At 60.2% G+C, this 26,858-nt stretch carries 24 protein-coding genes; 12 read left to right on the forward strand and 12 right to left on the reverse strand.

The window, feature by feature from the left end; translation table 11 throughout:
• Positions 1-192: 192 nt before the first annotated feature.
• Together OKW38_RS03640 and OKW38_RS03645 are read left to right on the forward strand one after the other, a co-directional pair.
• Positions 193-1,500 (forward strand): MFS transporter, encoded by a 1,308-nt coding sequence (locus OKW38_RS03640; protein ID WP_429360010.1) that lies wholly within the window; start codon positions 193-195, stop codon positions 1,498-1,500.
• Between the two features lie 225 nt (positions 1,501-1,725).
• Positions 1,726-2,529, forward strand: coding sequence for a hypothetical protein (locus tag OKW38_RS03645; RefSeq protein WP_429332741.1), 804 nt, complete (start codon positions 1,726-1,728; stop codon positions 2,527-2,529).
• Positions 2,530-2,738: 209 nt separating this feature from the next.
• Here OKW38_RS03645 and OKW38_RS03650 read toward each other — a convergent pair whose 3' ends face one another.
• Together OKW38_RS03650 and OKW38_RS03655 are read right to left on the reverse strand one after the other, a co-directional pair.
• The gene (locus OKW38_RS03650; protein ID WP_429360012.1) at positions 2,739-3,380 is read right to left on the reverse strand and encodes an NmrA family NAD(P)-binding protein; all 642 of its coding nucleotides are present in this window, start codon (positions 3,378-3,380) and stop codon (positions 2,739-2,741) included.
• Positions 3,381-3,850: 470 nt separating this feature from the next.
• Positions 3,851-4,159 carry a DUF4148 domain-containing protein gene (locus OKW38_RS03655; protein ID WP_090811061.1) on the reverse strand — a complete coding sequence of 103 codons (309 nt, stop codon included), beginning with the start codon at positions 4,157-4,159 and terminating at the stop codon, positions 3,851-3,853.
• 363 nt (positions 4,160-4,522) lie between these two features.
• Here OKW38_RS03655 and OKW38_RS03660 point away from each other — a divergent pair, with 363 nt between their 5' ends.
• Together OKW38_RS03660 and OKW38_RS03665 are read left to right on the forward strand one after the other, a co-directional pair.
• A complete protein-coding gene (locus tag OKW38_RS03660; protein WP_429332738.1) occupies positions 4,523-6,250 on the forward strand; it encodes a methyl-accepting chemotaxis protein in 1,728 nt (575 codons plus the stop codon).
• Positions 6,251-6,263: 13 nt separating this feature from the next.
• A complete protein-coding gene (locus tag OKW38_RS03665; protein ID WP_090811057.1) occupies positions 6,264-6,560 on the forward strand; it encodes a hypothetical protein in 297 nt (98 codons plus the stop codon).
• Positions 6,561-6,780: 220 nt separating this feature from the next.
• Here the strand turns inward: OKW38_RS03665 and OKW38_RS03670 are convergent, their stop codons facing one another.
• On the reverse strand, positions 6,781-8,502 hold the full coding sequence (locus OKW38_RS03670) for a dihydroxy-acid dehydratase (protein ID WP_429360014.1): 1,722 nt from the start codon (positions 8,500-8,502) through the stop codon (positions 6,781-6,783).
• 204 nt (positions 8,503-8,706) lie between these two features.
• Between OKW38_RS03670 and OKW38_RS03675 the strand changes: the two genes are divergently transcribed.
• From OKW38_RS03675 to OKW38_RS03685, 3 genes are all read left to right on the forward strand, one after another.
• Entirely contained in the window at positions 8,707-11,472 is a 2,766-nt protein-coding gene (locus tag OKW38_RS03675; protein WP_429360016.1) for an MGH1-like glycoside hydrolase domain-containing protein, read from the forward strand.
• Positions 11,473-11,642: 170 nt separating this feature from the next.
• Positions 11,643-12,965 carry a DUF2254 domain-containing protein gene (locus OKW38_RS03680; RefSeq protein WP_187615545.1) on the forward strand — a complete coding sequence of 441 codons (1,323 nt, stop codon included), beginning with the start codon at positions 11,643-11,645 and terminating at the stop codon, positions 12,963-12,965.
• Positions 12,966-12,975: 10 nt separating this feature from the next.
• On the forward strand, positions 12,976-13,653 hold the full coding sequence (locus OKW38_RS03685) for a carbonic anhydrase (protein WP_090811049.1): 678 nt from the start codon (positions 12,976-12,978) through the stop codon (positions 13,651-13,653).
• 199 nt (positions 13,654-13,852) lie between these two features.
• Here OKW38_RS03685 and OKW38_RS03690 read toward each other — a convergent pair whose 3' ends face one another.
• Entirely contained in the window at positions 13,853-15,250 is a 1,398-nt protein-coding gene (locus OKW38_RS03690; RefSeq protein ID WP_429332734.1) for an MFS transporter, read from the reverse strand.
• Positions 15,251-15,362: 112 nt separating this feature from the next.
• On the opposite strand from OKW38_RS03690, the gene OKW38_RS03695 reads away from it, so the two are divergent.
• Entirely contained in the window at positions 15,363-16,235 is an 873-nt protein-coding gene (locus OKW38_RS03695; RefSeq protein ID WP_187613438.1) for a LysR family transcriptional regulator, read from the forward strand.
• 121 nt (positions 16,236-16,356) lie between these two features.
• On the opposite strand, the gene OKW38_RS03700 is transcribed toward OKW38_RS03695, so the two are convergent.
• Positions 16,357-16,581 (reverse strand): hypothetical protein, encoded by a 225-nt coding sequence (locus OKW38_RS03700; protein ID WP_167368781.1) that lies wholly within the window; start codon positions 16,579-16,581, stop codon positions 16,357-16,359.
• A 207-nt stretch (positions 16,582-16,788) separates the two neighbouring features.
• Here OKW38_RS03700 and OKW38_RS03705 point away from each other — a divergent pair, with 207 nt between their 5' ends.
• From OKW38_RS03705 to OKW38_RS03720, 4 genes are all read left to right on the forward strand, one after another.
• On the forward strand, positions 16,789-17,169 hold the full coding sequence (locus OKW38_RS03705; protein ID WP_244145165.1) for a helix-turn-helix domain-containing protein: 381 nt from the start codon (positions 16,789-16,791) through the stop codon (positions 17,167-17,169).
• The gene (locus OKW38_RS03710; RefSeq protein WP_429360018.1) at positions 17,169-18,494 is read left to right on the forward strand and encodes a type II toxin-antitoxin system HipA family toxin; all 1,326 of its coding nucleotides are present in this window, start codon (positions 17,169-17,171) and stop codon (positions 18,492-18,494) included. The genes OKW38_RS03705 and OKW38_RS03710 overlap by 1 nt, the downstream gene beginning before the upstream one ends.
• A gap of 690 nt (positions 18,495-19,184) precedes the next feature.
• Positions 19,185-19,778: a tyrosine-type recombinase/integrase gene (locus OKW38_RS03715; RefSeq protein WP_429360021.1), complete on the forward strand. Its 594-nt coding sequence runs from the start codon at positions 19,185-19,187 to the stop codon at positions 19,776-19,778.
• Positions 19,779-19,851: 73 nt separating this feature from the next.
• Positions 19,852-20,763: an IS5 family transposase gene (locus OKW38_RS03720; protein WP_429360677.1), complete on the forward strand. Its 912-nt coding sequence runs from the start codon at positions 19,852-19,854 to the stop codon at positions 20,761-20,763.
• A 289-nt stretch (positions 20,764-21,052) separates the two neighbouring features.
• Here OKW38_RS03720 and OKW38_RS03725 read toward each other — a convergent pair whose 3' ends face one another.
• From OKW38_RS03725 to OKW38_RS03755, 7 genes are all read right to left on the reverse strand, one after another.
• Positions 21,053-21,457, reverse strand: coding sequence for a DUF3331 domain-containing protein (locus OKW38_RS03725; protein ID WP_244144742.1), 405 nt, complete (start codon positions 21,455-21,457; stop codon positions 21,053-21,055).
• Positions 21,458-21,488: 31 nt separating this feature from the next.
• Entirely contained in the window at positions 21,489-22,781 is a 1,293-nt protein-coding gene (locus OKW38_RS03730) for an NAD(P)/FAD-dependent oxidoreductase (RefSeq protein ID WP_429360679.1), read from the reverse strand.
• 379 nt (positions 22,782-23,160) lie between these two features.
• On the reverse strand, positions 23,161-23,427 hold the full coding sequence (locus tag OKW38_RS03735) for a hypothetical protein (RefSeq protein WP_429360023.1): 267 nt from the start codon (positions 23,425-23,427) through the stop codon (positions 23,161-23,163).
• Between the two features lie 13 nt (positions 23,428-23,440).
• Entirely contained in the window at positions 23,441-23,926 is a 486-nt protein-coding gene (locus OKW38_RS03740) for a LysR family transcriptional regulator (protein ID WP_429360025.1), read from the reverse strand.
• Positions 23,927-24,681: 755 nt separating this feature from the next.
• Complete coding sequence (locus tag OKW38_RS03745; protein ID WP_090811035.1) at positions 24,682-24,870, reverse strand: hypothetical protein; 189 nt, start codon at positions 24,868-24,870, stop codon at positions 24,682-24,684.
• A gap of 289 nt (positions 24,871-25,159) precedes the next feature.
• On the reverse strand, positions 25,160-25,828 hold the full coding sequence (locus tag OKW38_RS03750; protein WP_429360027.1) for a LuxR C-terminal-related transcriptional regulator: 669 nt from the start codon (positions 25,826-25,828) through the stop codon (positions 25,160-25,162).
• An 18-nt stretch (positions 25,829-25,846) separates the two neighbouring features.
• On the reverse strand, positions 25,847-26,752 hold the full coding sequence (locus OKW38_RS03755) for a S1C family serine protease (protein ID WP_429360681.1): 906 nt from the start codon (positions 26,750-26,752) through the stop codon (positions 25,847-25,849).
• Positions 26,753-26,858: the final 106 nt, after the last annotated feature.

Consider the following 26,858-nt stretch of genomic DNA (forward strand, 5'->3'; position numbering starts at 1 on the left):
CGCCGAATACATCACTGGTCGCCAGTTGCGGCCGCAGCTCGCTTGCGTGCGCTCGTCCGGGTTATACCTCATTGCAGCCCGACCTCAAACATACAAACATATACATGACTATATCAATCTGCTTGTTTTCGTCTGACTGACCGTTTTCGAAACGCCAGTCGAGCGGCAGCGGGCATGGAACTTGGAGCGAACATGTCTACGTCCGTAACACGTGAGCAGCAGGTAATGAAGAAAATGGCATGGCGGCTGATGCCGCTGCTGATTGTCATGTTTCTCATCGCATTCATCGACCGGCAGAACGTCGGCTTCGCGAAACTGGAAATGGTTCAGGCACTCGGCATGACGGAAGCCGCGTATGGCCTTGGAGCATCGCTGTTTTTCATTGGCTACCTGCTGTTCGAGGTGCCCAGCACACTGGCGCTACATCGGTTTGGGGCCCGGACGTGGCTCGCTCGCATCATGATTACGTGGGGCGTCGTCACAGTGCTAATGGCGTTCACCAGGTCCCTGCCAGCTTTTTACTCGTTTCGGTTTGCGCTGGGTGTTGCTGAAGCCGGGTTTTATCCAGGCGTCATTTACTACCTGACGCAGTGGTTTCCTCAAAGCTACCGGACACGTGTGCTTGGCCTTTTTACCCTCGGCAGTTCGCTGGCAAACATGCTTGGCGCGCTGGTCGGAGGGCTGCTCCTTTCCTTGGGCGGAACACTGGGACTGGCGGGTTGGCAATGGGTCTTCCTTGCCACCGGTCTTCCGGCAATACTGATTGCCTTCGTAGCGCTTAAATATCTACCGAGCTCCGTCGAGGAAGCGAACTTCCTTTCTCAGGATGAGAAGGACGTTGTGGTCGCAGCGCTTGTGCGCGAAGCGTCCCCGGAAGCAAAGGAGTCCCGGCCATGGGCGGCATTGCTTGACCCGAAGGTTCTCATGTTCGCAGCAACCTACATGCTGATGTCGACGTCGCTCTACGGCGTGACGTACTGGCTGCCCACGTTGGTTAAGAGCTGGGGCGTTTCGTCGAGCGTCAATGGCCTGCTTAACATGATTCCGTGGGCACTCGCGGCTCTTCTCCTGCTTTGGCTTCCCGGGAAGCTCAAACGTGAACAGGTGGTGTTAAAAGCAATGGCCATAGTCGCCGGCATCGGCGTCGTATGCTTTGCATCGAGCCTCGTGTTGCCGACTGTATCGTTGCGCTTTATTGCTCTGTGTCTGGGCGGAGCTTGTATTCCCCTGCTGTACCCTTGCTTCTGGTCGCTCCCACCACGCTTCTTTTCTGGCGCTCGAGCCGCCGCAAGTGTCGCTGCCATCAACTGCATCGGAAACCTTGGAGGGTTCTTCGGACAGAACCTCATGCCGTACGTTGGCAAGGTAACCAACAGTCATGTAGCACCAATGCTCGTTCCGACTGCATGCCTGTTAGCTCTCGCAATCGGTACCATCATTGCGTGGACAGTCGGTGGGCATCGCAAGGCGGCGCTTGCGTCATCAACGGTTCCGCTTTGATGCGGGCCATGACACCCCCAAGCTATTTGCACAGACGCAATGTACCCTCGTTTGAGCCGCATCTTCGATTGATTGCAGACTGAGCGCGGTTCAACTTCGCGATGGTTTGAAGCCATCCGGCCCGGCTGGGGGTGCCGTTCCGGAGCAAGGCTCGAATCGACCGCTCATAGCCCTTTGCGGATCAGATAATCATGTGGATCTATACTGGGGCACCTGGAGGCTTCGATGGCTAATCAAGACAGACTGCATCCGCTACGTCCGCTCCTGAAGAATTGGGTTTGGGAGCATGGCCGAATCGGTACCCGATATCTGGACTGCACCGATGGCGAAATCAAGTTTGACGAAGGCAAGAAGTCGCGCTTCGCGGCCGAAGAATACATTTACGTGCCGCTCGAGAAGGATGCTGACGACGATGCGCCTGTGGAAGGTCCTGCGATCCAGGAAGCGGGGCTCGCCCGGTTTTTGAGGGCAGCGCAGTTAGGCAGGCCCGAGGAGGCCGGCACTATCGTAGAGGTCCAGCGCGCAGTGCAGGACTGCATGGAACTCGGCCTGTTCAGCGCATATCAGTTGAGCGCCCAGCAGGCCGCCGCACGCTATGCGCAAGAACCCATGTTCGAGGATGAAATCCGCGCTGCGGTTGTCGACGATATCCGACGTATCTACGCGGGCATGCGCGAGCAATTGGCGCTGTACGATTTCAGTGTGCTTTACGGCTTGCCCACGCCCCTGCTCATCAGCGAGGCGCCGTTCATCGACTGGCGCGTGCGCGCTAGTCCGGCCCTTCCGTTTGTCTCGCTTCCTCTTGGGCCATACTGCCTGCTGGTGGGTGCGCCGTCGGGCAGGAGCAGCCGAATTGGCCCCGTGGTCTGGAAGTCCGCCGCGGCAATGGGCCCGTTGAAGGACCACAACCGCCAAATCGCGGAGCACGCACGGTTGTGGCTGGTGGCGACCACGGATGACCAACTCGTCGCGGTACAAAGCCGCTTTGCTGATGCCAGGAGCCCCAAGCCAGAGGATGCGAGGCCCTGACTGAAGTCGGCGGGAAACGCGTTGAATCGTTCGTGCTTCTGGAGACGATTTACGGACGTCCGCTCCCTGAAGCCACGAGTGTCACGCTCGGTCGATATCCGCGCGGCCTTCATAAGCAGCGCAATACACCCGCGAGCAGGGGTCGGCCCCGTCAAGCCCCCCGTCGCGCGTGCCAGCCTCTGAAAGTCGCGATCGCGTATCCTGGCAGGTCAGTCCTTAGCCCACGCCGCAGCCATGGCGACGGCAAAGTCCCGATAGGATCTCGGTTGCCGTCCCAGCAGCGTCGCCAGACGCTCGACGTCCGCGCTGGACGCGGCCGCGCCGTCCTGCTGATACCGGCCCATCATGAGCCGCATGTCGTATGCGAGCCAGGCAGGAGCAACCGACTTGAGGCGCTGCTCAAGGACGTCGAGATCGTCGCCACCGTAGCGGACGGGACGTCCCAGCGCCTTGGCCCAGATCGAAACCACGGTCTGCGCATTGATCACGTCAGGACCGACGAGTTCGTACGTCTCGCCCGGCAGCGGGTTTGAGCCACGCTCGCGGCGCAGCAGTTCGCGCGCGGCAGCCTCGCCGATATCACGGACGTCGACCATGGAAATGCCTTTCGCGCCAATTGGCATGCCGTAGACCCCGTGCGAAAGCAGCGGGTCTTTCTGCCGGACGTCGTTCTGGATGAAATACGCGGGGCGCAGCACTGTCACCGGCAGGTCGAGGTGTTCGATCATGCGCTCGACCGTATGTTTGCCGGTGAAGTGCGGCACGTCGACGTATTCGGCGCCCTTGAACACCGACAGATAAACCACGCCTTTCACACCCGCTTCCCGTGCGACGCTCAGGGTCTGCGCCATTCGGCCAAGGGACTTCGAAAGACGATTCCTAAGTCGAGGCAGATTATTTTTCAAGCGCCGTGTTAGGCGGCTTAGACTTCGATTGCCATGCTGATCTATGACGCCTTCGGTCAATTCGTCCCCTGTGCTTCTCGTCATGCAATTGCTTCTTCAACGGAGATTCTCCGTCAGCACGTGGGATATCTATCTAGATAAGTCCGGACAGATTCCCCAATTTCTGGCGCATGCGTTCGATGTAGTCGTTAGCACCGCTGAAACCCTCGGCGTTCAGTGCGCTGGTCGACGCCATCAACGATGAAGCCACCAGCTTCTACAAAAGTACGGCTTCGTGCCGCTTACCGATGAACCGCTCACGCTGTTCCTGCCGGTAACGGGCCCCATCGGCGAACCCGCAAGCCGCGACGATGCCGCTCGCGGCGTGTTACCAGGCCGGGCGGTTGAAAGCGCCCGGCCACCCGGCTGATCGCCAATCAACCTCCTTTGTAGGCCGAATGATCCGAGGCCCACTGGGTCGGTGCCCCCGAAGCGGCCGAGCCCGATTTCACGCCACCGTAGCCACTGGGCGCCTGCTGCTGGGCCGCCACGCTCGCCAGCGTAGCCTGGATGTGCGCCGGGTAGTGCGCGTCACCGTGGTTGCGGCCGTAGCCCGCCTGCTGCAGTTGGACGAGTTCTGCGCGCACCTGCTCGCGCGTCAGGGGACCGTTGTTGTGAGCGGACGCAACCGTGGGCAGAGCGAGGACCGACACGAGCGCGAGAACGGGGATGAATGCTTTAGCCATGATGAATCTCCAATTGCGAGCGTCAGAAACAGAAAACACTGGGTTAGCGAAACAACGACCGCCGGGGCGGAAGCCTGAGTGCCAAGTCGTTGAAGTCAGTTTATCTGTTTACTATCAACTTACACGCACCTTTCGCCCCAACTGTTTGTTTCCGCGTCTGCAACGTCACCAGGCGTCTATCCGCACAAAAACGCCTGAACGGAATGGCGGTTAGCAGTTCGACATCAAGTTTGACGGGTTAATGCCGTATACAAACATCATGTGTGATTTGTTTATCAATCGTGTGTTGGCGCTTGCGCTGCTCGCTTCCTTCTTCTTGCGCCTTGCGCACGCCTCGTCATCGGCTTCCCATTTAATTTATCCATGTTCAATAACCTAAGTATCCGTGTCCGCCTGGCGCTGGCGATGGCTTTTCTCGCCGTGCTGCTGGTCCTTGGCGGCGTCATGGGCATCGCCAGCGTGTCGATGTGCAACAACGATTTGAAGGAGCTGTATTCCAGCCGGCTGGCTTCTTCCGAGGCGCTCGGTCGGGCAAACGTAGCACTATCGAGGACGCGCCTCTGGCTGCTTCTCATCGCGCTTGATCCGGCCAGTCCGGACGTACCCCAACGAGTGCAGATCGCCCGGGATCTGCTCGCTGAGTCGAAGCAGGCGTGGGACGCGTATCGCGCGCTGCCGTTCTCCGGACCCGAGGAGGCGAGCCGCGCGGCCGACGTGAACGCGAAGCGCGACGCGTACGTCGCAAATGGCCTGGAACCGATGTTCAGCGCGATCGCCGCCCACGATACGGCGAAGCTCACCGATGTCGCCGTGCACACACCGCAGTCGCTGTTCAGCGATTTCACCGGCGGCACATATTCACTGGGCCAGATGCAGATCACGGCTGCCCGCGCGACGTTTGAGACCTCGCAGGCCCGCTTCCACGGGTTCATCGGCGTAGCCCTCGCCGGTATGCTGATGGCGCTCGGTGCGGCGGCACTGGCCTGGTGGTCGCTGCAGCGCGCGATCGGCACGCCCCTTGCCCAGGCACTGGGCCATTTCAGGGCGATTGCCGATGGTGACCTGACCTCGCGCGTCGAGGTTCGCACGCGCGACGAGATGGGGCAGTTGATGACCGGCCTGCAGGCGATGCAAAGCAAACTGGTTCAGACGATCAGTGTCGTGCGAGACGGTTCCCGGTCGATCGATACCGCCGCACAGGAGATATCGGCCGGCAACCTGGACTTGTCGCAACGGACCGAAGAACAGGCCGCCTCGCTGGAGGAAACTGCCTCGTCCATGGAGGAGCTGACGTCGACGGTCCGCCAGAACGCCGACAACGCGAAGCAGGCAACCGCGCTGGCCAGTACGACGTCGGGTATCGCGCAACGCGGCGGGGAAGTGATCGGACGCGTGGTCGAGACGATGCACGGGATCTCCGACAGCTCAGCCAAGGTGGCCGAGATCATCAGCGTGATTGAAGGCATCGCGTTCCAGACCAACATCCTCGCGCTCAATGCCGCGGTCGAGGCGGCCCGCGCCGGCGAACAGGGGCGGGGTTTTGCCGTCGTGGCCGGGGAGGTCCGCACGCTCGCTCAGCGCAGCGCCACGGCGGCCAAAGAGATCAAGGAGTTGATCGGCGAATCGGTAACTCGGGTAGATGCCGGCTCGAAGCTCGTCGAGGAAGCTGGCAGCACGATTAATGAAATTGTTCGGTCGGTGCAGCGCGTGACCGACATCATGAGCGAGATCGCGGCAGCATCGGAAGAACAGAGCACCGGCATCGGGCAGGTCAATACGGCCGTCACGCAGATGGACGAGGCGACCCAGCAAAACGCCGCGCTGGTCGAGGAAGCCTCGGCCGCGGCGCAGTCGCTGGCCCAGCAGGCCCAAGCGTTGCGTGACGCAGTGGCAGTCTTCAAGGTTGCCGACCGGGACGCCTCCGCGTCACGCGTGATGGCTCCGCGGAGCGAACCGCGTCGGCCGGCACCGAAGGCTCGCGCGTCACGTCCTCCAGCGTTGAAAAAGCTGGAGACGGCGCCCCTGGTTACCGCAGACACGACCACACTGGTTGCGACCGGCAGCAGTCCGGAGCACTGGCAGGCATTCTGAGCGGATCTGAAAATTGGACAATGCGAACGACGCGCTTCACCGAATGTGCAAACTTGTGACCGCCAACACGAGGGAAATGAGCGTGCTTGGCGCGCGGGCGATGGTTCTCGGCACGTTTCTTGATGCAGCCTCACCACACCTGACGACGCAGCAGCGCGCCAAGGTCGCCACGTCATTCCGGCAGGGCATTGAAGAAGCCATGTCCCTGATGGACGACGTGCCCCTGCCCGCGGAATATCATTCGGCGATGCTCGAACTCACCAATGTCATCCTCGCCATACTCGGCCCAAGCCGGGCCTCGCCCCTTTAAGCGAGCCGGAACGGCCGCTTTTGAATGGGATGAAGACGTTCTCAAAAATTCGCTGAAGGGGTGATCTGCTGGGTCGCCTCGAAACACCGTGGCCCAGGCAATCCGCAATCTTCGACGACACCTCCGGTGAGGGATGAAGTCTTCGTCGTTTGCGCTTGATCAGGCGCCGAACAGATCGAGTCGCGCGGGCACTTCGGTCAGGGAGTTGAAAAAGCACCCGCTACTTAAGCTCTTCGGAAGGAAACGCGGTGAGGAAATCAAAGTCGCACCCTGCCGCGGCAGAGAGCACGTGATCGTGATAGAGCCGCTGGTAACCGCGCGCATACATCCCTTGCGCCGGACGAATCTCAGCGGCACGACGCGCCAGTTCGACCTCGTCGACCAGTAGATCGATCCGCTTGTCCCGCGCCGAGAGCCGGATCCGATCGCCGTTGCGCACCACTGCCAGCGGGCCACCGAGCGCCGCTTCTGGCGTCACGTGAAGCACGATGGTCCCGTACGCCGTGCCCGACATGCGCGCATCGGAAATCCTCACCATGTCCTTCACCCCCGCCCGTGCAAGTTTCTGCGGGATCGGCAGATAGCCGGCCTCGGGCATGCCTGAAGCACTGCGCGGCCCCGCGTTCTGCAATACGAGAACGTCGTCCGCGCGAACGTCCAGACTGGGGTCGTCGATGCGCGCGGCCAGATCTTCGAGCGAGGTAAATACCACGGCACGCCCTTCGTGTTCGAGCAGTTCGGGAGTAGCGGCGGCGCGCTTCAGAACCGCACCGCCGGGCGCCAGACTCCCGTTCAGAACAATCAGCCCGCCATCGGGACTGACCGGTTTCTCCGTCGAGCGGATCACGGCCGTATCGATCGGATCGGCAAGCGGCCTGTTCAAACGCTCCTCGAGACTCTGCCCGGCGATATCGCGACAGGTCAGATCGAGTTGGGGCATCAGTCCGCGCAGAACGCCCTCCAGCCCGCCGGCTGCATGGAAATCCTCCATGTAACCGTTGCCTACCGGCTTGAGATCCACGAGTACGGGCGTTTCATCAGACAGCCGGTTGAACTCGTCGTAATCGATCTTCAGTCCGATACGACCGGCAATCGCCGCCAGATGAATCACGGCGTTGGTCGAACCGGAGACCGCGAGCAGCACCCGCAAGGCATTGCGCACCGACGCAGGCGTCACGATCTCGGCCGGTTTCGGTCCGCCATTGAGGGCCATGCGCGCAACCAGTGCTCCGGTTTCTTCGCAATTGCGCAGACGATCCGCGTGCACGGCCGGAATCGCCGCCGAACCGGGCAGCATCATGCCCAGCGTTTCCGCGATCAGCGCCATGGTCGACGCCGTGCCCATGACCGCACACGTTCCCGCCGTGACTGCCAGACGCCCCTCCACTTGCCTGATCTCCTGCGCCGAGACTTTCCCCGCGCGGAAATTCGACCAGAAGCGCCGGCAGTCCGTGCACGCGCCAAGCCGCTCGCCGCGATGTCGCCCGGTCATCATCGGACCGGCCACCACCATTGCGGCGGGCCGCTCCGCGGAGATCGCGCCCATCAACATCGCCGGCACGGTTTTGTCGCATCCGCCGAGCATCACCACTGCATCCATCGGCTGGGCACGAATCATTTCCTCGACGGCCATCGCCATCAGATTGCGATAGACCAGCGAAGTCGGCGAAAGGAAGACCTCGCCAAGCGACATCACCGGAAATACGATCGGCAATGCGCCCGCCGCGAGCACGCCCCGTTCGACCGCCTTGATCATTTCGGGAAAGTGGCGATGGCAGTTATTGAAACCGCTCTCCGAGGTGCAGATCCCGACGATCGGCTTGTCGAGCGATTCACCGGTGTAGCCCATCGAATTGGCAAACGACCGGCGCAGATAGCGCGCGAAATCTTGATCACCGTAGTTCGTCAGGCCATTGTCGAGGCCACGCGGTTTTTGATTCATTTCCAGTTCCTTACGATCAGCGATGCAGCGCGGATATAGCGAAAGAAAACGTCAGATGAAACCAGGAGCGAGGCGGCCTCCGACCTCGATAAGTCTAAACGACGCCTATCATCCAGATACCGCCCGGCGCCGCACGCGTGACGGGATGGGCGGGGACTCACGCACTGAACGTGTTCGACGGTCGATCCCGGTTTGGGAGGTCACATGTCATCGCTACGCGCAAACGATCTGCTCCATTCGAAGGAAGGGTTCCGTCTGCATGGCCAGGACCTCGACTGCTGGCGCCGCTGGGGGCCTTATCTGAGCGACCGGCAGTGGGGCACCGTTCGCGAAGACTACAGCGACTACGGAACCGCATGGGAGTATTTCCCCCACGAGCATGCGCGCAGCCGCATGTACCGCTGGGGCGAGGACGGCATTGCCGGATTCGGCAACGACCCACTCGACTGGTGCGTGTCGCTCGCGCTCTGGAACGGGCGCGACCCCATCCTGAAGGAGCGGCTGTTTGGCTTGACCAATGCGCAGGGCAATCACGGCGAGGACGTGAAGGAGCTTTACTTCTACGTCGATGGCACGCCGACGCACTCGTACATGAAGATGCTGTACAAATACCCCCACGATGCGTACCCGTATCAGGACCTGATCGAGGAAAACGGCCGGCGCGGCGCCGATCAGCCCGAATACGAAATCCTCGATACGGGCGTGTTCGACAACGATCGCTATTTCGACGTCTGGATCGAGTACGCGAAGCACACACCCGACGACATCGTGATGCGCGTAACCGTCGAAAATCGCGCGGATCAGCACGCGCCACTCCATGTGCTGCCGCTCTTCTGGGCGCGCAACCGCTGGGCGTGGTCAGGCAAGCCCGGCAAGCCGTCGCTCACGCTCGAGCCGGAGTCCGCCGAGGGCGCGCGCGTGATCGCGCACAATCCCGCGCTGGGCACGATGATCGTCACGGCCTCGGCGCCGCAGCCGATCGAATGGCTGTTCTGCGAAAACGAAACCAACGTCCGCCGCCTTTTCGGCATCGCCGGCGCAGGCCCGTTCAAGGATGGCTTCAACGATTACCTCGTCGATGGCGACGAGCACGCAATACGCCGCGACGCGGGCACGCGCGCCGCCGCGCATGTGGCCCTGTCGCTCGCGCCGCACGAGCGCGCGGTGCTATATCTGCGCTGGTGTCCGGCGGCACTACCGGACATCACGTGCGACGACGTGCCGCTCGACTTCGAAGCGCTGTTCGCGCGCCGGATCGCGGAGGCCGATGAGTTTTACGCCGCGCTCCAGCACGACATCAGCGACGCCGATGCGCGGCTCGTGCAACGCCAGGCGCTCGCCGGCATGCTATGGACGAAGCAGTATTACCAGTTCGACGTGACGCGCTGGCACGACGGCGACCCCGGTCAGCCGAAGCCGCCGAAAGGACGCCGGCACGGGCGCAACGCCGACTGGCGGCATATGTGCAACGGCGACGTCGTATCGATGCCGGACAAGTGGGAGTACCCGTGGTACGCGTCCTGGGATCTCGCGTTTCATGCGGCCGCGTTCGCGATGGTGGACCCCGACTTCGCGAAGAAACAGCTGCTGTTGCTCGTGAAGGAACGGTACATGCATCCGAACGGGCAGTTGCCCGCCTACGAATGGGCATTCGGCGACGCGAATCCGCCCGTTCATGCATGGGCGACGTGGCGCGTGTACGAACTCGACCGCGAAGTCACGGGCGTCGGTGACCACAAGTTTCTCGAGGTGATGTTCCACAAGTTGCTGCTGAACTTTTCGTGGTGGGTCAACCGCAAGGATGCAGAGGACCGCAACATCTTCCAGGGCGGCTTTCTCGGGCTAGACAACGTCGGCATCTTCGACCGCTCTTCCCCGCTGCCGACGGGCGGCCGCATCGACCAGGCGGACGGCACCGCCTGGATGGCCTCGTATGCGCTCGACCTGATGCAGATCGGACTCGAGCTCGCGATGACGAACAACGCGTACGTCGAAATCGCGGTGAAGTTTTTCGAGCATTTCCTGTATATCGCAGAAGCCGTCGGTTGCAGCGAAGGTTGCAGAACTGGGCTATGGGACGGACACGACGAATTCTTTTATGACGTACTGCATCTTCCAGACGGAACCCGTGTGCCGATGCGCGTTCGCTCGATCGTCGGCCTGATTCCGTTGTTCGCCGTGCATGTGCTCGAAGAACGCATATACGGCCACCTGCCGGGCCTGCGAGAACGGCTCGCGTGGTTTCTCGATCACCGGCCCAATCTGGCCAAACTCGTATCGCGTTGGACCGAACCCGGCAAAGGCAACACCACGCTGCTCTCGCTACTGCGCGGATACCGGATGACGGCACTGCTGCGCCGCGCGCTCGACGAAGACGAATTTCTGTCCGATCACGGCGTGCGCGCGCTGTCACGCGTGCATCGCGATACACCGTACGAGTTCGATCATGGCGGCGCGCATGTCTGCATCGCGTATCAGCCGGCCGAATCGGATTCGCGCGTATTCGGCGGCAATTCGAACTGGCGCGGGCCCGTGTGGATGCCCGTCAACTATCTGCTGATCGAATCGCTGTATGAATTCCATCGCTACTACGGCGACGAATTCCGCATCGAATATCCAACGGGATCGGGCAACCGGTGCTCGCTCAGCGAGATCGCCGACGGTCTCGCGCGGCGTGTCACTACCCTCTTTCTCAAGGACGAGCACGGCGTGCGGCCCGTGATGGCAGCTTATCCGCAGTTGCAGGCCGACCCGCGCTCGTCTGATCTCGTGCTGTTCCACGAGTACTTTCACGGCGACAGCGGACGTGGCGTCGGCGCTTCGCACCAGACCGGCTGGAGTGGTCTCGTCGCGCTGCTGCTTCAGCCGCGTCTGATGAAGCTGGCCCACGTGGCGGCCGATGTCACTGCCGAAAACGCGCCGGCAGGCGCGCCCGTCGTCGAAGACGCGCTGCCCGCGATGGCGCGATAGACAGGCATCGAAAATCCGCAATCGATCGAGACGCGATTCCCGAAACTCTATGTCCTCGACCTATCGGACCAAAGTCTGATTGACCGACCTGAAGGTCACGTGCATCGTCAAAGGCGAACCGCGAACGTTTCGGCCTCCGCTGCCGCATGAATCGTAGGAAGAGCGCAAACATGGACTGGAACCGCTGGTACAGCTTGAAGAGTTACCTCAGATCTTCCCTGTGGACGGTACCGCTCGTCGCGGTGGCGATCTATGCCGTGGTAAAGCCGCTCACTGAAATGCTGGGAAGGTGGATGATCGGACACGACATCCTCGATCCGAAAACTGGCCTTTTTGCGCTGTCCATGACTGGAGCGCGGTCACTTGTCGGCGACATCGTTTCCGCAGACCTGGCGTTTCTGGTGTTTACCTTCGGTTCGCTGCTCGTCGCAATCCAGGTCGCTGGCGGTCAATATACCCCGCGGATCATCGCGACGACCTTGCTGCGCGATAACGTGATCCGCAGCATCTCGGGATTGTTCGTATTCACGCTTCTGTTCGCCAACAGAACCCTGGGCTGGATGGGTGATAGCGAGGTGCACCAGCTTCAGGTATTCATTGCAGCGCTATTCGGATTCGCGTCTGTCGTCGCATTCCTTTTCCTGATTGATTATGCGGCGAAATGCCTGCGTCCAGTAAGCCTCGTGGCTCGGGTTGGGGAGCATGGGATCGCGGTCATCGAAAGCGTCTATCCCGACCCAGCGACGGGCCGGACCACCCCGCCGAGACTTGACCACGAGCGAGGCGTCCCTGGCCGCATTGTTCGCCATAGCGGTACATCCGGCATCGTTCTGGCCGTGAATCTCGAAAGACTTGTCGCCAAGGCGAGGCGCACTAACTCGGTTATCGAATTCGTGCCGCAAGTCGGCGACTTTGTCGCGGTGGACGAACCCTTGTTTTACTTGTACGGAGACTCTGACGCAATCGATGAAAACCGGCTGCGTACACTGGTTGCTTTCGGGACTGAACGCACGATGGAACAGGATCCTATGTTCGCGTTTCGCATCCTTGTTGATATTGCGCTGAAAGCGTTGTCGGCTGCGATCAACGATCCAACTACGGCCGTGTTGGCCATCGATCAGTTGCAGCGGCTGTTGCGTGTCGTCGGAAAACGGTCTTTGTACTCCGAAGAGATGACGGATAAGTCCGGACTTGTGCGCGTCATCTATCGAACGCCGAACTGGGAAGATTTCGTGCATATCAGTTTCCGCGAGATACGTCAGTACGGCGCGGGCAGCATTCAGATCGCGCGGCGTCAGCGCGCGGCGATAGAGAATCTCCTTCAATGCTTGCCGGAGCATCGTCACGACGCCTTGCGTGTCGAGCTGACCCTGCTGGACCGCGCGATCGGCTCGAAGCATCCATTTCCGGAGGACCTGGCGCTGGCCCGTATCCCCGACTCGCAAGGGCTTGGAGGCTCGGAAAGCTCGACAGCAAGGCAACCCGTCCTTTGAGAGGCAAACCATGCGAAAACTCATCATGGGCATCGTTGAATTCCGGGAGAAAATGCTGCCGCAATACGTGCAGCAGTTCAGCAAACTCGCGCTCGCGCAGACACCTGATGCGCTCTTCATAACGTGCTCGGACAGCCGGGTCGTGCCGGATCTGCTTGCATCAACCCATCCCGGCGATCTCTTTACAATGCGCAACGTCGGCAATCTGATACCACCGGCGACTGCGGAGGGCGTCTCTACCGGAGATCTTTCCGAGGCAAGCGCGATCGAATATGCCGTGCTGGTGTTGAAAGTCGCGAATATTGTCGTGTGTGGACATTCGGAGTGCGGCGCGATGAAGGCCGTATTCTCCAGGCACGCCAAGCTGAAATCACCAAACCTCGATAAATGGCTATGCCACGCCAACAACGCAGCGTTTCGCCTTGAACAGGAAGGTCCGCTCGACGACAGCTTGAAAGCACACGATCAATTGTCGCAACTCAACGTACTCGTGCAACTCGAGCACCTGATGACCTACCCGATCGTCCGCCAGCAGGTCACTGCCGGGGCACTCGTATTGAGCGGCTGGTGGTTCGACATCGCGACGGGCGCCATGTACGCCTATGAGCGCACCAGCCGCTCATTCGCAGTCATCGATCGCACAATGGCTGATCGGATGATTGCGCGCCTTACCGCACGGGCGAGGTGACGGGTTGCGAAGTCCGCGACGGGACCGGCATGTCGCTAGCGACCAATGCAATCCCTGTGTCGCGATGCAGACGGCAAGTTCTGTTTCAATGTTCGCTCCGGCCATCAACGGGCATTCAGCTAAAATCCAGCGTGTCTGCTTACAGGCATACATGAGCCATTGCGGTTAACGCGCGACTGCACACCTGAAGAATCGGGTCTTATCTGTCAGAGGCCAGAATCCTGGAAGTGTTCTCAATGTGCACGGGCCGTGGCGTTCTGATTCCGTACAGGCACATCACGCTGCCGCACAGCAGGAGCACCGCAGCGGTCATGATGGAAAGATGCATACCTTGCATAAATGCATCAGGACGGGTATCGCGTACGAAAAACCCGAACACCGCCACCCCGAGCATGCCGCCTACCTGCCTCGCCGAGTTGAGCACTCCTGACGCGATACCCGAGCGGGAAGCATCCACGGATGACAGCGTGACGTTTGTCATGGTCGGCACCATTAAGGCAATGCCGCTTGCGGCTATGAGCATTGGCACGACCAGCATCCAGTACGAGCCGTCTATGCGAACCGGCAACAGCAGCAGATAACCCGACGCGGCAATCAGCATGCCGGCAATCATGAGTTTCTTTGCGCCGACGCGGTTGAGCAGCCGACCCGCCAGGATATTCACTGCCATCAGAACGACGGTCATGGGCAAAAACGCGAGGCCAGTCCACTGAGCTGATAACTGCTGCTCTATCTGAAAGAAGAGACTAAAAACAAAGATCAAACCGTAGTAGGCAAAGTTCACGATGACGCCGGCGGCCGAGGCTGCGGAGAACGTAGTCGTTCGAAAAAGAGCCAATGGGAGCATGGGTGCCGTATGGCGTGACTCAAGCCACAGAAACGCCCAGGCGGCAACAACGGAGAACTGTAGCGCACCATAGACCAACGGATGATGCCATCCAAACCGGGCCGCTTCCGTGAGGCACACGGTCAGAGCGACGAGCGCCAGAATGGCCGCCACCTGGCCGGCAAGGTCAATGCTTCGGCTATGCGCCCGTGCGGCTGTCGCCGCATGACGGAGAGTAAGGCTCACGCCTGCAATTCCGATCGGCAGGTTAATCAGAAAAATGCTGCGCCAGCCCACGTGAGTCACCAGCAGCCCACCTAGCACAGGTCCTGCTGCAAGTGCAATTCCGCCTGCAGCTCCCCACCAGCCCACCGCTCGGCCTCTTTGCTCCGTATCAGGGAACGCCTGGCGCAGCATAGCCAGCGAATTGGGCACCAACAGCGCAGCGCCCATGCCCTGTACGACGCGTGCAGCCACAAGAATCGGCAACGAGTACGCGATCCCACATGCAATCGATGCCACAGTAAAGACGGCGAATCCAGCAGTGAAGATTCGCTTTGCGCCGAAGCGATCACCTAAGGCGCCCGTGGTGAGAAGCAGCGACGCGAATGCCAGCGTGTACGCGTTGACAACCCATTGCAGGCCGGTCACGTCCGTGGTGAAACGGGCTCGCAAAGCGTCAAGAGCGACGTTGACAACGCTGACATCAAGCAAAACAACGACAAAGCCCAGCCCTGCGGCGGCGAGAGTGCCGCGTTGATCGCGGCTCATAGACATGCTCATCTGGAATCACCCTTATCGACTGAACGAGTCTCATGGTAGGCATGTCGCCTTTGTGCGAATATTCCCCAAAACCGCACACTATCCTTGAGAAATTGCACAGATGTTCGATTGGGAAAATATTCGTCATTTCCTGGCTGTCGCCCGCATTGGTACGTTGTCAGGGGCCGCGCGCGATCTGAAGGTTGATCACGCGACGGTGAGCCGACGCTTGAGCGCACTCGAGGACGAGGTCAAGACGCGCCTTGTCGAACGGCTCCCCAGGGCCTGCAAACTCACTCTCGCTGGACAGCGCGTGTTCGAACTGGCGCAGGGAATGGAAGAGAACGCGTACGCGATTGAACGGTTCCTTGATGCCAGCCTTTCCCCGCTAAGCGGAAAAGTCACGCTGAGCGCACCGCCGGTACTAGTGGCCAGTTTTCTGGTGAAGCATCTGGCGGAATTCCGGCTTGCAAATCCCGGCGTCCAGTTGTCTGTTTCTGGCCAGGCACGACAGGTTTCCCTTAGCCGAAGGGAGGCGGATATCGCCTTAAGGCTGGTCCGTCCGGAGGAAGCGACCAGCGTCGTACGCAAGCTAGGGCGTATGCCGTTCGACCTATACGCGAGCAGGGACTATCCGCACCTGCACAATCCATCTGCATGGGAATTCATCGTCTACGATGCCGGATTCGCGGACATGCCACAGCAGAAGTGGTTGATGAGCGTTGCAAGAGGACGACCTATTGCTTGCGAAATCAGCGATATCACGGGCCACCTTGCAGCGACCCGAGCAGGCGCCGGCGTGGCTGGCCTCCCGTGCTTCCTGGCAGATACCGATGCGAATCTACAACGCGTCGCATACGACGGCGAACGGTTTTCGCGTGATATCTGGATGGCTGTGCATCGGGATTTGCGGCGTTCGCCGCAAGTACGGGCAGTGATGGACTTTCTGCTGAAAATCGTGGCGGAACATTCCGCCTTTACGATAAGCGGTTAGACGGCGGATGCCAAATGTAGGTAGACGCATAACCTGAGAATCTAGGACCCGTAAGTTGAGAAATTTATGGGTCTTTTTTTAATAGGGTACACATTTGGGCGATTCTCAGACATGCAGAGCTCTAAGTCAGACGATGTTCGCGACCTAGAGGCTCGATGCCCATGCTCGTGAGTCGCTCAATCAGCTCCTCGAAGATTTCTCCTTGCGCAGACACCACGTCGACGCGAAGCATCGCCAGAAGGTCCAGCCCGCGCGCACGACTCGCCGCGACGTTGAAACGCTGGTCATAGGCGTTCCCTGAAAGCGCGTGGCAGCGCTCGGGGTCGGCCACCCTCGACAGGAACATGATGTCGCGCTCACGGTTGGGTGGGCGTTTTTCAACAGGGAGCCTCCGGCCCCTTCACGCGCCTGATTCCAAGATAACGAGCCAAATATGACCTCTTAAGTGAAATATTGGCCCATATCTGACCGTTTCCAACATCGCACTGGCGTCCACATGAGGGATGTCGTACAGTGGTCAAATATGACGTATTAACATGTTAAGGGTTCAGATATGACCGATAAACCAAAAACAGCGGCGACACCCAAACCTTCCGGCCGCTTCACCGAAAGTCCGATGCCCTTACCGGTCGAGCGTGCGCTGGTTGCTGCCGGAGATGACCTTGCGCTGGCCCGCCGACGCCGGGGGCTTTCTACGTCATCCATGGCGGAGCGGGCGGGCATCTCAAAAAAGACGCTCTACCGGCTGGAACAGGGCGACCCCGGAGTGTCGTGGGGCGCTGTGGTTCGGGTCCTGAACATCCTGAACCTCCTCCCCGAGCTCAACAAGGCCCTGAACACCACCAATGATGCGCTCGGCCTAGCGCTCATGAACAAGGCGGTAGCCAAACGCATCCGGGTACGCAAAACCAACCCGGACAGTGGAGCCCTGTAATGGCAACGACAAAAAAAGCAAAAACCAGCACAACGCGGACGCTGCTCGTCTATCTGGGCGATACGGGACTGGAAGTGGGCGAACTGCAATTTTCCAGACAGGGGCAAAAAGAGGTCTCGGCGTTCCGGTACTCCCCCGCCTGGCTCAGTAATCCAGATTGCTTCGCACTGTCTCCGGACCTCCCCCTGAGCACCGACTTTCAATACCGCACGGGAAGCAAGGAGACTTCTACCTTTGCGGGTGCCATTGCCGATACTGAGCCTGATGGCTGGGGACGCCGTGTCATTAACCGCGCCCATGCCCAACGGCGCAAGGCTGAAAAAGACGCCGGCCGAGACGCCGGTTCCGCACAGCTGTCAGACCTGGACTATTTGCTGGGGGTGCTGGATTCCAGCCGCATTGGCGCACTGCGCTTTAGGGACAATGCCGACAGCCCCTTCCTCGATGTGCCCCATGACGACAACTTGCCTGAAGGAACTCACGAGGTCCCGCTGCAGACCTTGATTCAGGCGTCGAAAGCGGTCGAATCCGGCAAGGAAACGGCGACGGACCTCGCGTATCTGAAAGGGCGCGGCACCTCGCTCGGCGGTATGCGACCCAAAGCAACGGTCCTGACGGCCGACGGCACCCTGACCATCGCCAAGTTTCCGAGCGTGAGTGATACGCGTGACGTGGCGCGCGGTGAGGTGCTGGCGCTGTTGCTCGCGAAAGAGGCGGGCCTGAATGCATCCGAGGCCGAAGTCATCATGTCTGGCACCCAGGCTGTCGCGCTTATCGTGCGGTTTGACCGACCCCGGGCTGGCGGTCGCATCCCTTACCTGTCTGCGGCCTCGCTGCTGCAGCTGGATTCCAGGGAAGATGGCGCATACACGCAGATTGCGGAGGCCATTGACCGGTTCTCCCCGAGACCCCTCGAAGACAAGCAGGAGCTTTGGGCGCGCATCTGCTTCAGCATGCTCATCACCAACGTGGATGACCACATGCACAACCACGGCTTCCTGCACAGCGGCGGGGGTCAGTGGCGGCTCGCCCCGCTGTTTGACGTGAACCCGTTCCCCGACAAGGAACCCATCCTGAAAACCGCCGTGACCGAAGCGACCGGTGAAACCGGAGATATCCAGGAGGCGCTGGATGCAGCGGCATACTTTGGCGTGTCCGATGACGACGCTCATGCAATCCTGACCCGGATGATGGCTGCCCTGAACGACTGGAAACGACTCGCCCGGTCCCCGGCCGTGGGAATGGGTGATGATGAAATCGACAAGGTCGCGCCCGCTTTTGAGAACGACAACTGGGATACGGTAGCGTCCTTTCTGGAACAATAAACCGGCCAATCGGACCGTCTGGTCAGGCGTCGCCGGCGTGGCATTCGATTGGCGGGGTAGTAACATATGAAATGTTATTTCTGAACGGCGATTCTGCGAAACGCCAATGCCATTTCCGATGGGAACCCGTTTGGTTTTCGAATCCGGCATTTTGAGGTCGCCGACGCCAGCGTGGCAAATTCTCGATTTATGGCTGTGCGTGTCTCAGCTTATTCGTCGTGGACCGGCGTAACCCGTTGATTCGAAAGGATGCAAATTTTCGCGTTTTGGTTGCTCCAACACCAAGGGCCGCCGCCTACGATCGAAATAGTACGGCTGGCACGGCAGATAGCCCATGCCACAGCTATCGGGTTCTTGTCCCGGCGTCTGTTCGCGCGCGGAAAGCAGCCTGTCAGAGATACTGGCCGATGGACTGCTTCGGGTCGGGAGTGTGAGTTCGCGATGCCGGAAGCTGTCGCCCGGCTGCTCGACGCCGCTACCGTCGGCAATCCGTCACATTGCCGACGTAGAATCCAGCCCGCCCCAAGGTCGGCATTGGCCAACTATGCAAAGTCGTTGATTATGGGAAGTAGCCGAGCCGATTGCCGACAAGGCCCGGCAAACAAGGGGCCGGCAGCAGGCGGTTCAGCTGGGAACTCGACATAATTTCAGCGTTGATCTGGAGTAACGGTTCCATTTCAGGGGACCGTTATGAAGCCAACGAGTTTGCACGAAGCCAGGGCCCGGTCTTGTAGACTGGCAGCCACAACACGGAGTAATCAACTCCGCATAGTCGGTTTGTTCTTGCGACAGAATTTCGAGCGGCGCGCAGTCGATCCGAGAAAGCTGCGCCCTGACGATATTCGTCGGTTCCTTTCGTCACAGTTAGGGGCCGGAGGCTCGGCCTCCTATGCTTCTCAACTGGCTTGTACCTTACGCAGTTATTTGCGTTACCGGGCGACGTGCGGTGACCAGGTCTGCAAGCTCAGCGCCGTCATACTGAATCCCGTCCATTGGAAGCTCGTATCGCTGCCACGCGCGCTCGCGCCAGAGGAAGTTGAGTACCTCCTGGGCGCGGTTGCAGGCGCTCGCCGCTGGCCGAAGCGTAGCTATGCGATTGTCCGTCTGGCGCTGGACATGGGGCTGCGTTCTGCCGAAATCGCGCAACTCATGATCAGCGACGTCGACTGGCGCGCAGGCACAGCGACGTTGAGGGGCACAAAGTCGCTGCGGCAGGACGTACTACGCTGCCGATGGAAACCGGGCAGGCACTCGCTGACTATCTGCAACGTGAGCGTCCGATGAGCGGCCATCCGGCGATCTTCGTCCGGCAGGTGGCGGGGGTCGGATTCAACCGGTGGATGCAACACACTGAAGACTGCACAAGCGGGAATTTCTCGATGAGATGCAACGCGTTGTGCCCTGGTTGAAGCTGATTGCGCTAATCGAGCCGCACTATCTCACGGGCAAAACCGGTCGGCCGCCATTCCCGATTGCAACGATGCTGCAGATTCATTTCATGCAACAATGGTTCGGTCTATCAGACCCTGCTATGGAAGAGGCACTCTATGACGTGCCGCTTTATCGAGAGTTCGCGGGTCTCGACGGCGGGATGGTTCGCTTGCCGGATGAAAGCACGATTCTCCGGTTCCGCCACCTGCTGGAAACGCACGGACTGGCGGCGCAAATGCTGGCGCTGGTCAATGAAATCCTGACGGAGAAAGGCCTGATGCTTAAGGCTGGGTCGGCAGTCGACGCCACCCTGATTGCCGCGCCCAGTTCGACAAAGAATGGCTCCGGCACGCGCGATCCGGAAATGCAATCCACGCCGAAAGGTGGCAACTGGTACTTCGGGATGAAAATGCATGTCGGCGTGGACGCCGACTCGGGCCTGGTCCATACGGTCATTGGAACGGCGGCCAATGTTCACGACATCACCGTAGCCCAGGCGTTGCTGCATGGTGAGGAAACGGACGTGTATGCGGACGCCGGTTATCAGGGTATCGAAAAGCGTTGTGAGACTAACGCGGTTCGTTGGCATGTGGCGATGCGACCGGCAAAGCGCAGGAAACTGGATCTGAGCGACTCGTTGGACGCGATCTATGATCAGATCGAGCGCCTGAAGGCGGGTATTCGGGCCAAGGTCGAACACCCGTTTCGCATCCTCAAGCGACAGTTCGGTTACATGAAGACCCGCTATCGTGGTTTGATGAAGAACACCGCCCAGATCACTACGCTGTTTGCTTTGGGCAATTTATGGATGGCGCGTAGAGCTTTGCGCAAAGTTTGAAACACCGGGCCGATGAAGATCACATGTCGGGTTGGAGCGCTCCGGCGCGCGGAAAGACCATGGCAATCAACTCGCCAACAAAGATCTGAAGGCCGAGGCTGCGCTTGATGTGAAAGGTAATGCTTCAAAAGCGGGTTGTGCAGACCTTCCTTAAGCGACATTCGCGCGCATCGGCGACGTCCTGTATGTGGCTCGAGGATACAAGTTGACTGATCGATCGCGGGCAGCAACTGCGCTGTCGCGCAGTGTTGATCCGGGAAGGATCAACAGCGAAACATGCCCGCGAAAACTAACAGGATGGATCGGTAAAGGCGAGCTCGACTAACGTTGCGAGCATCATGGCAGCCGCGTTTGCGGGAGGCGGCTCGACCTTTGCGGGGCGGTAGATTACATCGCCTGCGGCGATGCCTTGTCCGCTCAAAGCGCATATACCCGATCGATTCGCTGTAGCAAGGCGCCAAAGCTGTTCGCCGTACTTGCAACATCGAGGGTCGCTCCACGATACCGTGGCCGTTCGTGGACTGGGTCGATCGAGCAGCGCGATCGCAACGTCGCCATTCTTGACCGGCAGACGGCTCGATCCACCCGAATCAACTATATTCCTGACCCGAGCCGTCAATTGTTGCGCGCATCCCAAATCGAGTTGGCCGACTGTGCGCTGCCATGCAGTGTCGGCCGTCACGCATTGATCCATGGCAGTACTCCCGTCAAAAGCGAGGTGGCGCTCAGCTCAGCCGTATCTTCGGCTGCACGAAACCGTTAATCCGCTCGGCAGTCCACAGCATCATGGCCTTGCCGAAACCGTGCAAAGCCTGCTGATGTTGTCGATAGAGCATGGCGTGACTGAGCTGCGCGAATCGGCCCTTGATAAACCCGCCGCGGAAGAATCCGAACTGCCCGAGCGTCCCAAAAGCGTTGTAGTCGCTCAGCGACACGAGCGCGCCGAAGTCGTGAAATGCAAAGTCGGGCAATGATCCCCCGCCGAGCCAGTCCGGCAAGTGCTTCGCGAGGTGTTGTGCCTGTTGCGTGGCGACTTGCGCCGTGGGTGCGAGAGGGCGTTCATTGCCGGCGAGCGTCAACGTCGAGCAGTCGCCGAGGGCGAATAGTGTGTCGTCGTCCTGTGCCTGCAGGGTTGGCCTGACGGCGATCTGATTGGAACGATTGCTCTCGATCCCATCCAGTTTGCTTAGAAAATCAGAGGCCTTGACGCCCGCCGCCCATACCATCAAATCCGCCGGTTGCTTACTGCCGTCGCCCAACCGGAGTCCATCGGGTTCGGCGGCGGTCACTCGCGTGCCCGTTCGTACCGAGAAGCCGATATGCCGTAACTGTGCCTCGCTGGACTCCGACACCGCCGGCGGAAATGCCGCCAGTACGCGCGGTGCGCTTTCATAAAGGGTGAGCTGCAGACGTGAGCGGATGCCGGGGTCGCCGTAACTCGACGCCACTTCGAGCAAGCGACTCAACTCCGCAGCCAGTTCGACGCCGGTCGCTCCGGCGCCGACGATAGACACGCGCAACGGGCTATTCGTCACAACGCTCCGGAATATACGGATTCGCAATGCTTCGTTGAAGACTTCAGCCTGTGCCTGGCTGTCAATGAAATGGCAATGATCAAGTACGCCTGGTGTGCCGAAGTCGTTGGCGCGACTCCCTAACGCAAGAATCAGCACATCGTATTCGACCGCGCGCGGCCCGATCACGACCTCCCCCGACGGCGAACGCAGCGCAGCCAGCTTCACGACCCGCGCATCGCGGTCCAGGCCTTCCATTTCGCCTGGCTGATAGTTGAAGCCGTGGTCGCGGGCGTGGGCGAGATAGATGACCTGCTGTTGCTGGACATCGCGAGTGCCTGCCGCGATGGTGTGCAGCATGGGCTTCCAGATATGCGTTGCACTTTTGTCGATTAACGTAACCTGACCGCGGCCGCTGCGGCCAAGCGTGTTGCCCAGCCTGGTCGCGAGCAGAAGTCCAGCGATGCCGCCGCCGCCGATGACGATCCGGGTCATTTGGCGCATCGTCAAATGTCTCTCTTGCATGATCTCCTACTCCCGTCCGCGTTTTACAATACTGGACAGTATCGTTATCAAGGTCACCGCCCACGTCAACGAAAAGAAACTGTACGGTTTAGGTATGGCAAGATCGCAGCATTGAGAGTCGTAGGCCAGCGGCTTGGACGGGATGCTCATCGACATGGCTTGTTCGTGCGTGATCGTCATCGGGGCGAGTCTCCACCTCAGAAATTCAGCCCGATCGCGACCGCTTGTGTATCGATGAGAACGGGTGAATGAAGTGCGCGGTGACTCTACGTCCAGTACTTGAAACTGGTCACGCTTCGCTCGTAGCCAGTCATGCTACGGCGCTCGCGTCGAATGCGCACGGGAGAGTTGTATTCTTCTAGCATTTGCGTGGCGGGGCGCGGCCTTGCGTCGGGACATGCGCCTTCCATTCGGAACGGTCGGCGACGGTAGCAACAGGCGAGGGCTCGGCGTTCTCTGGACTCTCTGCGGCCAGGCATTCGAGCGGCAATTGCGCATTCGTACCGACGACGAGAATGGCCTGCATCAGACCGGGCGTTCGAGACGCACACATTGCGGCAATTGCCACAATACACGCGGCAACGATATAGCCTGCCCGAATGCGAGGTAATCTGATCGTGTGCATCTTGCGTTCTCCATCACGCGCGAAAGAAAGTCACACAGCGCGTTTTTAATTGACCAACGACGATAAATGTCTGACGGTTCAGGTTGTATTGCGTGATCAGGTTCGCCATACGCGGCGGGAACTTGAGATGCACTGAAACGGCAGGAAAACGCCTGCGATATTCGATGATCAAGTGCGTCAACTGTCCGAGACCGAGATCGGTTACGCAGTGAGCGCGGAGTCTTCCGCGCGCGCGGGTGTGGGCGTCGCGTGCTTCGGCTTCGGCATCGTCGAGGTCGGCCAGGATCCTCTTGCACTTCTGGTAGTAGCGCTCGCCGGGTTCCGTCAGCGATACCCGACGTGTCGTGCGTTGCAGGAGCCGCGTCTGCAGCTGGTCTTCGAGTGCCAAGACGGCACGCCATACGTTCCCCTTGCTGCAACTCATATGCTCCGCAACGACGCTGAAGCTTCCCGCCTCGACTACTCGGGAGAAGATGCGCATGCTCATGAACTTGTCCATGGAACCGTTCACCTCGTGCTGTCTGATTCGGGTCGCTCTTCAGCGGAATGAGACTTTCCGACTTGGAAGAACGATAGACCGAGGCGAACGATTGAACCATCCCTACATTGGGATCGTCGCTTAATCCATGTGGTCAGGCCGGCGATACGTTGGTATAGGTGTCGATCTTGCTGCGCAGACTGTCGCCAGCCAGCGGCATTTCGCCGGCTCGGTAGCCTGTCGCGTCGAACAGGTCCAGTCATGGCAGAGAGAGGATATCAATGCCACCGCGCCATTCCGACCATTGAGTTCGCGATGCCGGAAGCTGTCGCCCGGCTGCTCGACGCCGCTACCGTCGGCAATCCATCACATTGCCGACGTAGAATCCAGCCCGCCCCAAGATCGGCATTGGCCGAGGAGTCCGCGTTGAGTATCCGGCGGGTCACGAAGTGGAGCAGTCGTTCGAATGAGCGCTCGAAAATGCGGTCGAGCGGCAGAAACTGAGCCGGCTTCTGCCACAGCGTGGTCTATGGTTAGCACAACCCCACATACAACGCCCGCGCAATAGGTAGCGCGGTGAAAAGCGGACGTGTACGTCGATCCCAACGCGGGTCTTTCAGTATTCGCAGACATTTCTTCGGTCGAGAATCTGCGAGCGCAAGGTGGGATCAGCAAGGTGCTGCGCGCCCGGCGAGTGATCTTCGCGTTGCGGTACATCCGCGATGTACCGCGGCACGGTCTGGGTGGCCCGCAAGGAAGAACCGACATCTTCGACGTCAGCTCGTCGCGCCGAAGTACACGGGTTGGCCGAAATGCTGATTGCGTGGCTCGTCGATTACCTGGCGGAACTGCCCGTAGCTGAGCGCCCGCTGGACGATCGACTGGATCTGGATCGCGTTGCCGTCAACCAGACGTTCGCCTTCGATGCGCCCGACCTGTATCTGCGCTTCGAGCGGATCAAGCACGGCATCGGCAGCCTGCCTGTCACTGTCGAAATGACGCTGGGCATACAGAGCGCGCTCGACGTTCTCGTGCCAGTCGCCGCCTCAATTCCGCCAAGCATGAAGCCACGAACTTCTACATTTGGGAATCAGAGGACGCAGCCAAGGCGTTCTTCACCGATGAGTTGCTCGACCGGGTCACCGGTCTCTACGGGGTACGCCCTGATGTCGAGTTCGTGCAGATTGCCACCTCGGTGGAAAACGTTCGAGCATGACGTCGTCTAGTGTCGTGGGTAGAGAAACGCGAGCTTGTCTACACCATGATGAATCCGTGCCGCATGCCGAGCATCACCGCTTCGGTGCGGTTGGTCGCACCGAGTTTGCCGAAGATCGACGAGAGGTGGAATTTCACCGTGTTGTCCGAGATGTCGAGGTGCCGCGCGATCTCCTTGTTGCCGAGTCCGTCGGCGAGCATCGCCAGCACTTCGATCTCTCGTAACGTCAAAGCTTCGAACGGTTCGCCGGATCCCTTCTGGCGCGACGGTCTTGTTTCGGCCAGCAGCCTTGCGAGGATGTCGGGCGTCAGCACGCAAAGGCCTGCGGCGACGCCTTCGATGGACACGACGATTTCAGCTGGCATCGCGTTGCGCGGCAGGATAGCCACCGCATCGGCGGGCAACGCATCGAAGATCCAGTCGCTGTCCGGGTCGTCGCTCAACAGGACGAGCGACGGCGACACGGGCGAGAGTTCGAGTAGCGTCTTGAGCGCATCGCTCGCCTCCGGCGCGATGTCGGCGACGACCACATCCGGCACCGATCCGGCGAGGCAATCGACGAGCTTTTCGGCGTCGGGCGCGCTACCCAGGAACTCAAGTGCCGGGTTCGCCTCGACAAGCGCTTGCAGGCTTGCGCGCTCTTGCCACGATGCCGCAATCACTACGACCCGTAAAGGCGCCCTCCGTATCGTCTGTCCATCCGACATTTGGTCGCTTCCCGGACGTCACCTGCACGAATTCCGCTGGGGCCGTTCGCCCACCGTTACCGAACACGCGTGGCGTTCGCCGCCTCGGATCAAGGCGATTTGCAACTGCTGCCCGATGCTTGCGGAGCCCAGCGCCGCACTCACGTCACCCATGTCGCGGCAAGGCTTGCCGTCCAGTTCGATCAGTACATCGCCTATCAGCACGCCCGCCTGCTCCGCAGGGCCGCCCGGTGCAAGCGAATTGATCAGCAATCCACTGCTGAACGACAGGTTCATTTTATTGACCCAGGCGTCCAGCAGGCCGACCCGCTGCGTGCCGACACCAAGGTAGCCCCGCGAGACGCGCCCTTTAGCCAACAGTTCATCGGTGACGCGCTCCACGGTCATCCCCGGAATCACGATGCCGGCGCCGCGCATCAGTGCCGAGGTGCAGATGCCGATGACCTGCCCGCGCATGTCCGCGAGGGCCGCCCCGGAGAAACCCGGGCGCAGACCGCCGTCCAGTCGCACGAACGCATCGAGTTGTCCGCCTTTCCACGTGCGCCAAGGACCACCTATGCTGCCGATCACGCCAAAATCGGCGCTGACGCCGGAATCGTCCGCACGTGCGACAGCGAGCGCAAGATGACCCGGCTTCAGTGAGTGGGCGTCGCCGGAACCGATCGGGTCGAGGTCCACGCCGTCCAGTTTCAGCACGCCGACGTCGGACCCCAGATCCAGGCCCGCGAGGACTGCGGCGACAGTACGGCCGTCGGTCAAAGTGACTTCGATGCCGTCCTCACGCCTGAGCGTGTGTGCAGCCGTCACAACGACGCCACGTCGCCAGATTACGCCACTCGACGGCATGCGATGTCGGCCGTGTACTGCGACGACACTCCGCCCGACTCGCGCGACGATGTCTGCCAGATTGTCCGAGAGATCCATCAAAGGATTTCCGCTCGAGGATGTGGTTTCCATTTCAAGCCCCTTCAATTGCGTGTGACCTGCCAGTGCTTCGCGTCGACGTTTGCTCGCCTGTCCAGCTAGCGTT

The organism is Paraburkholderia sp. MM5496-R1, from assembly GCF_050436205.1.
In the GTDB taxonomy this organism is placed as follows: domain Bacteria; phylum Pseudomonadota; class Gammaproteobacteria; order Burkholderiales; family Burkholderiaceae; genus Paraburkholderia; species Paraburkholderia tuberum.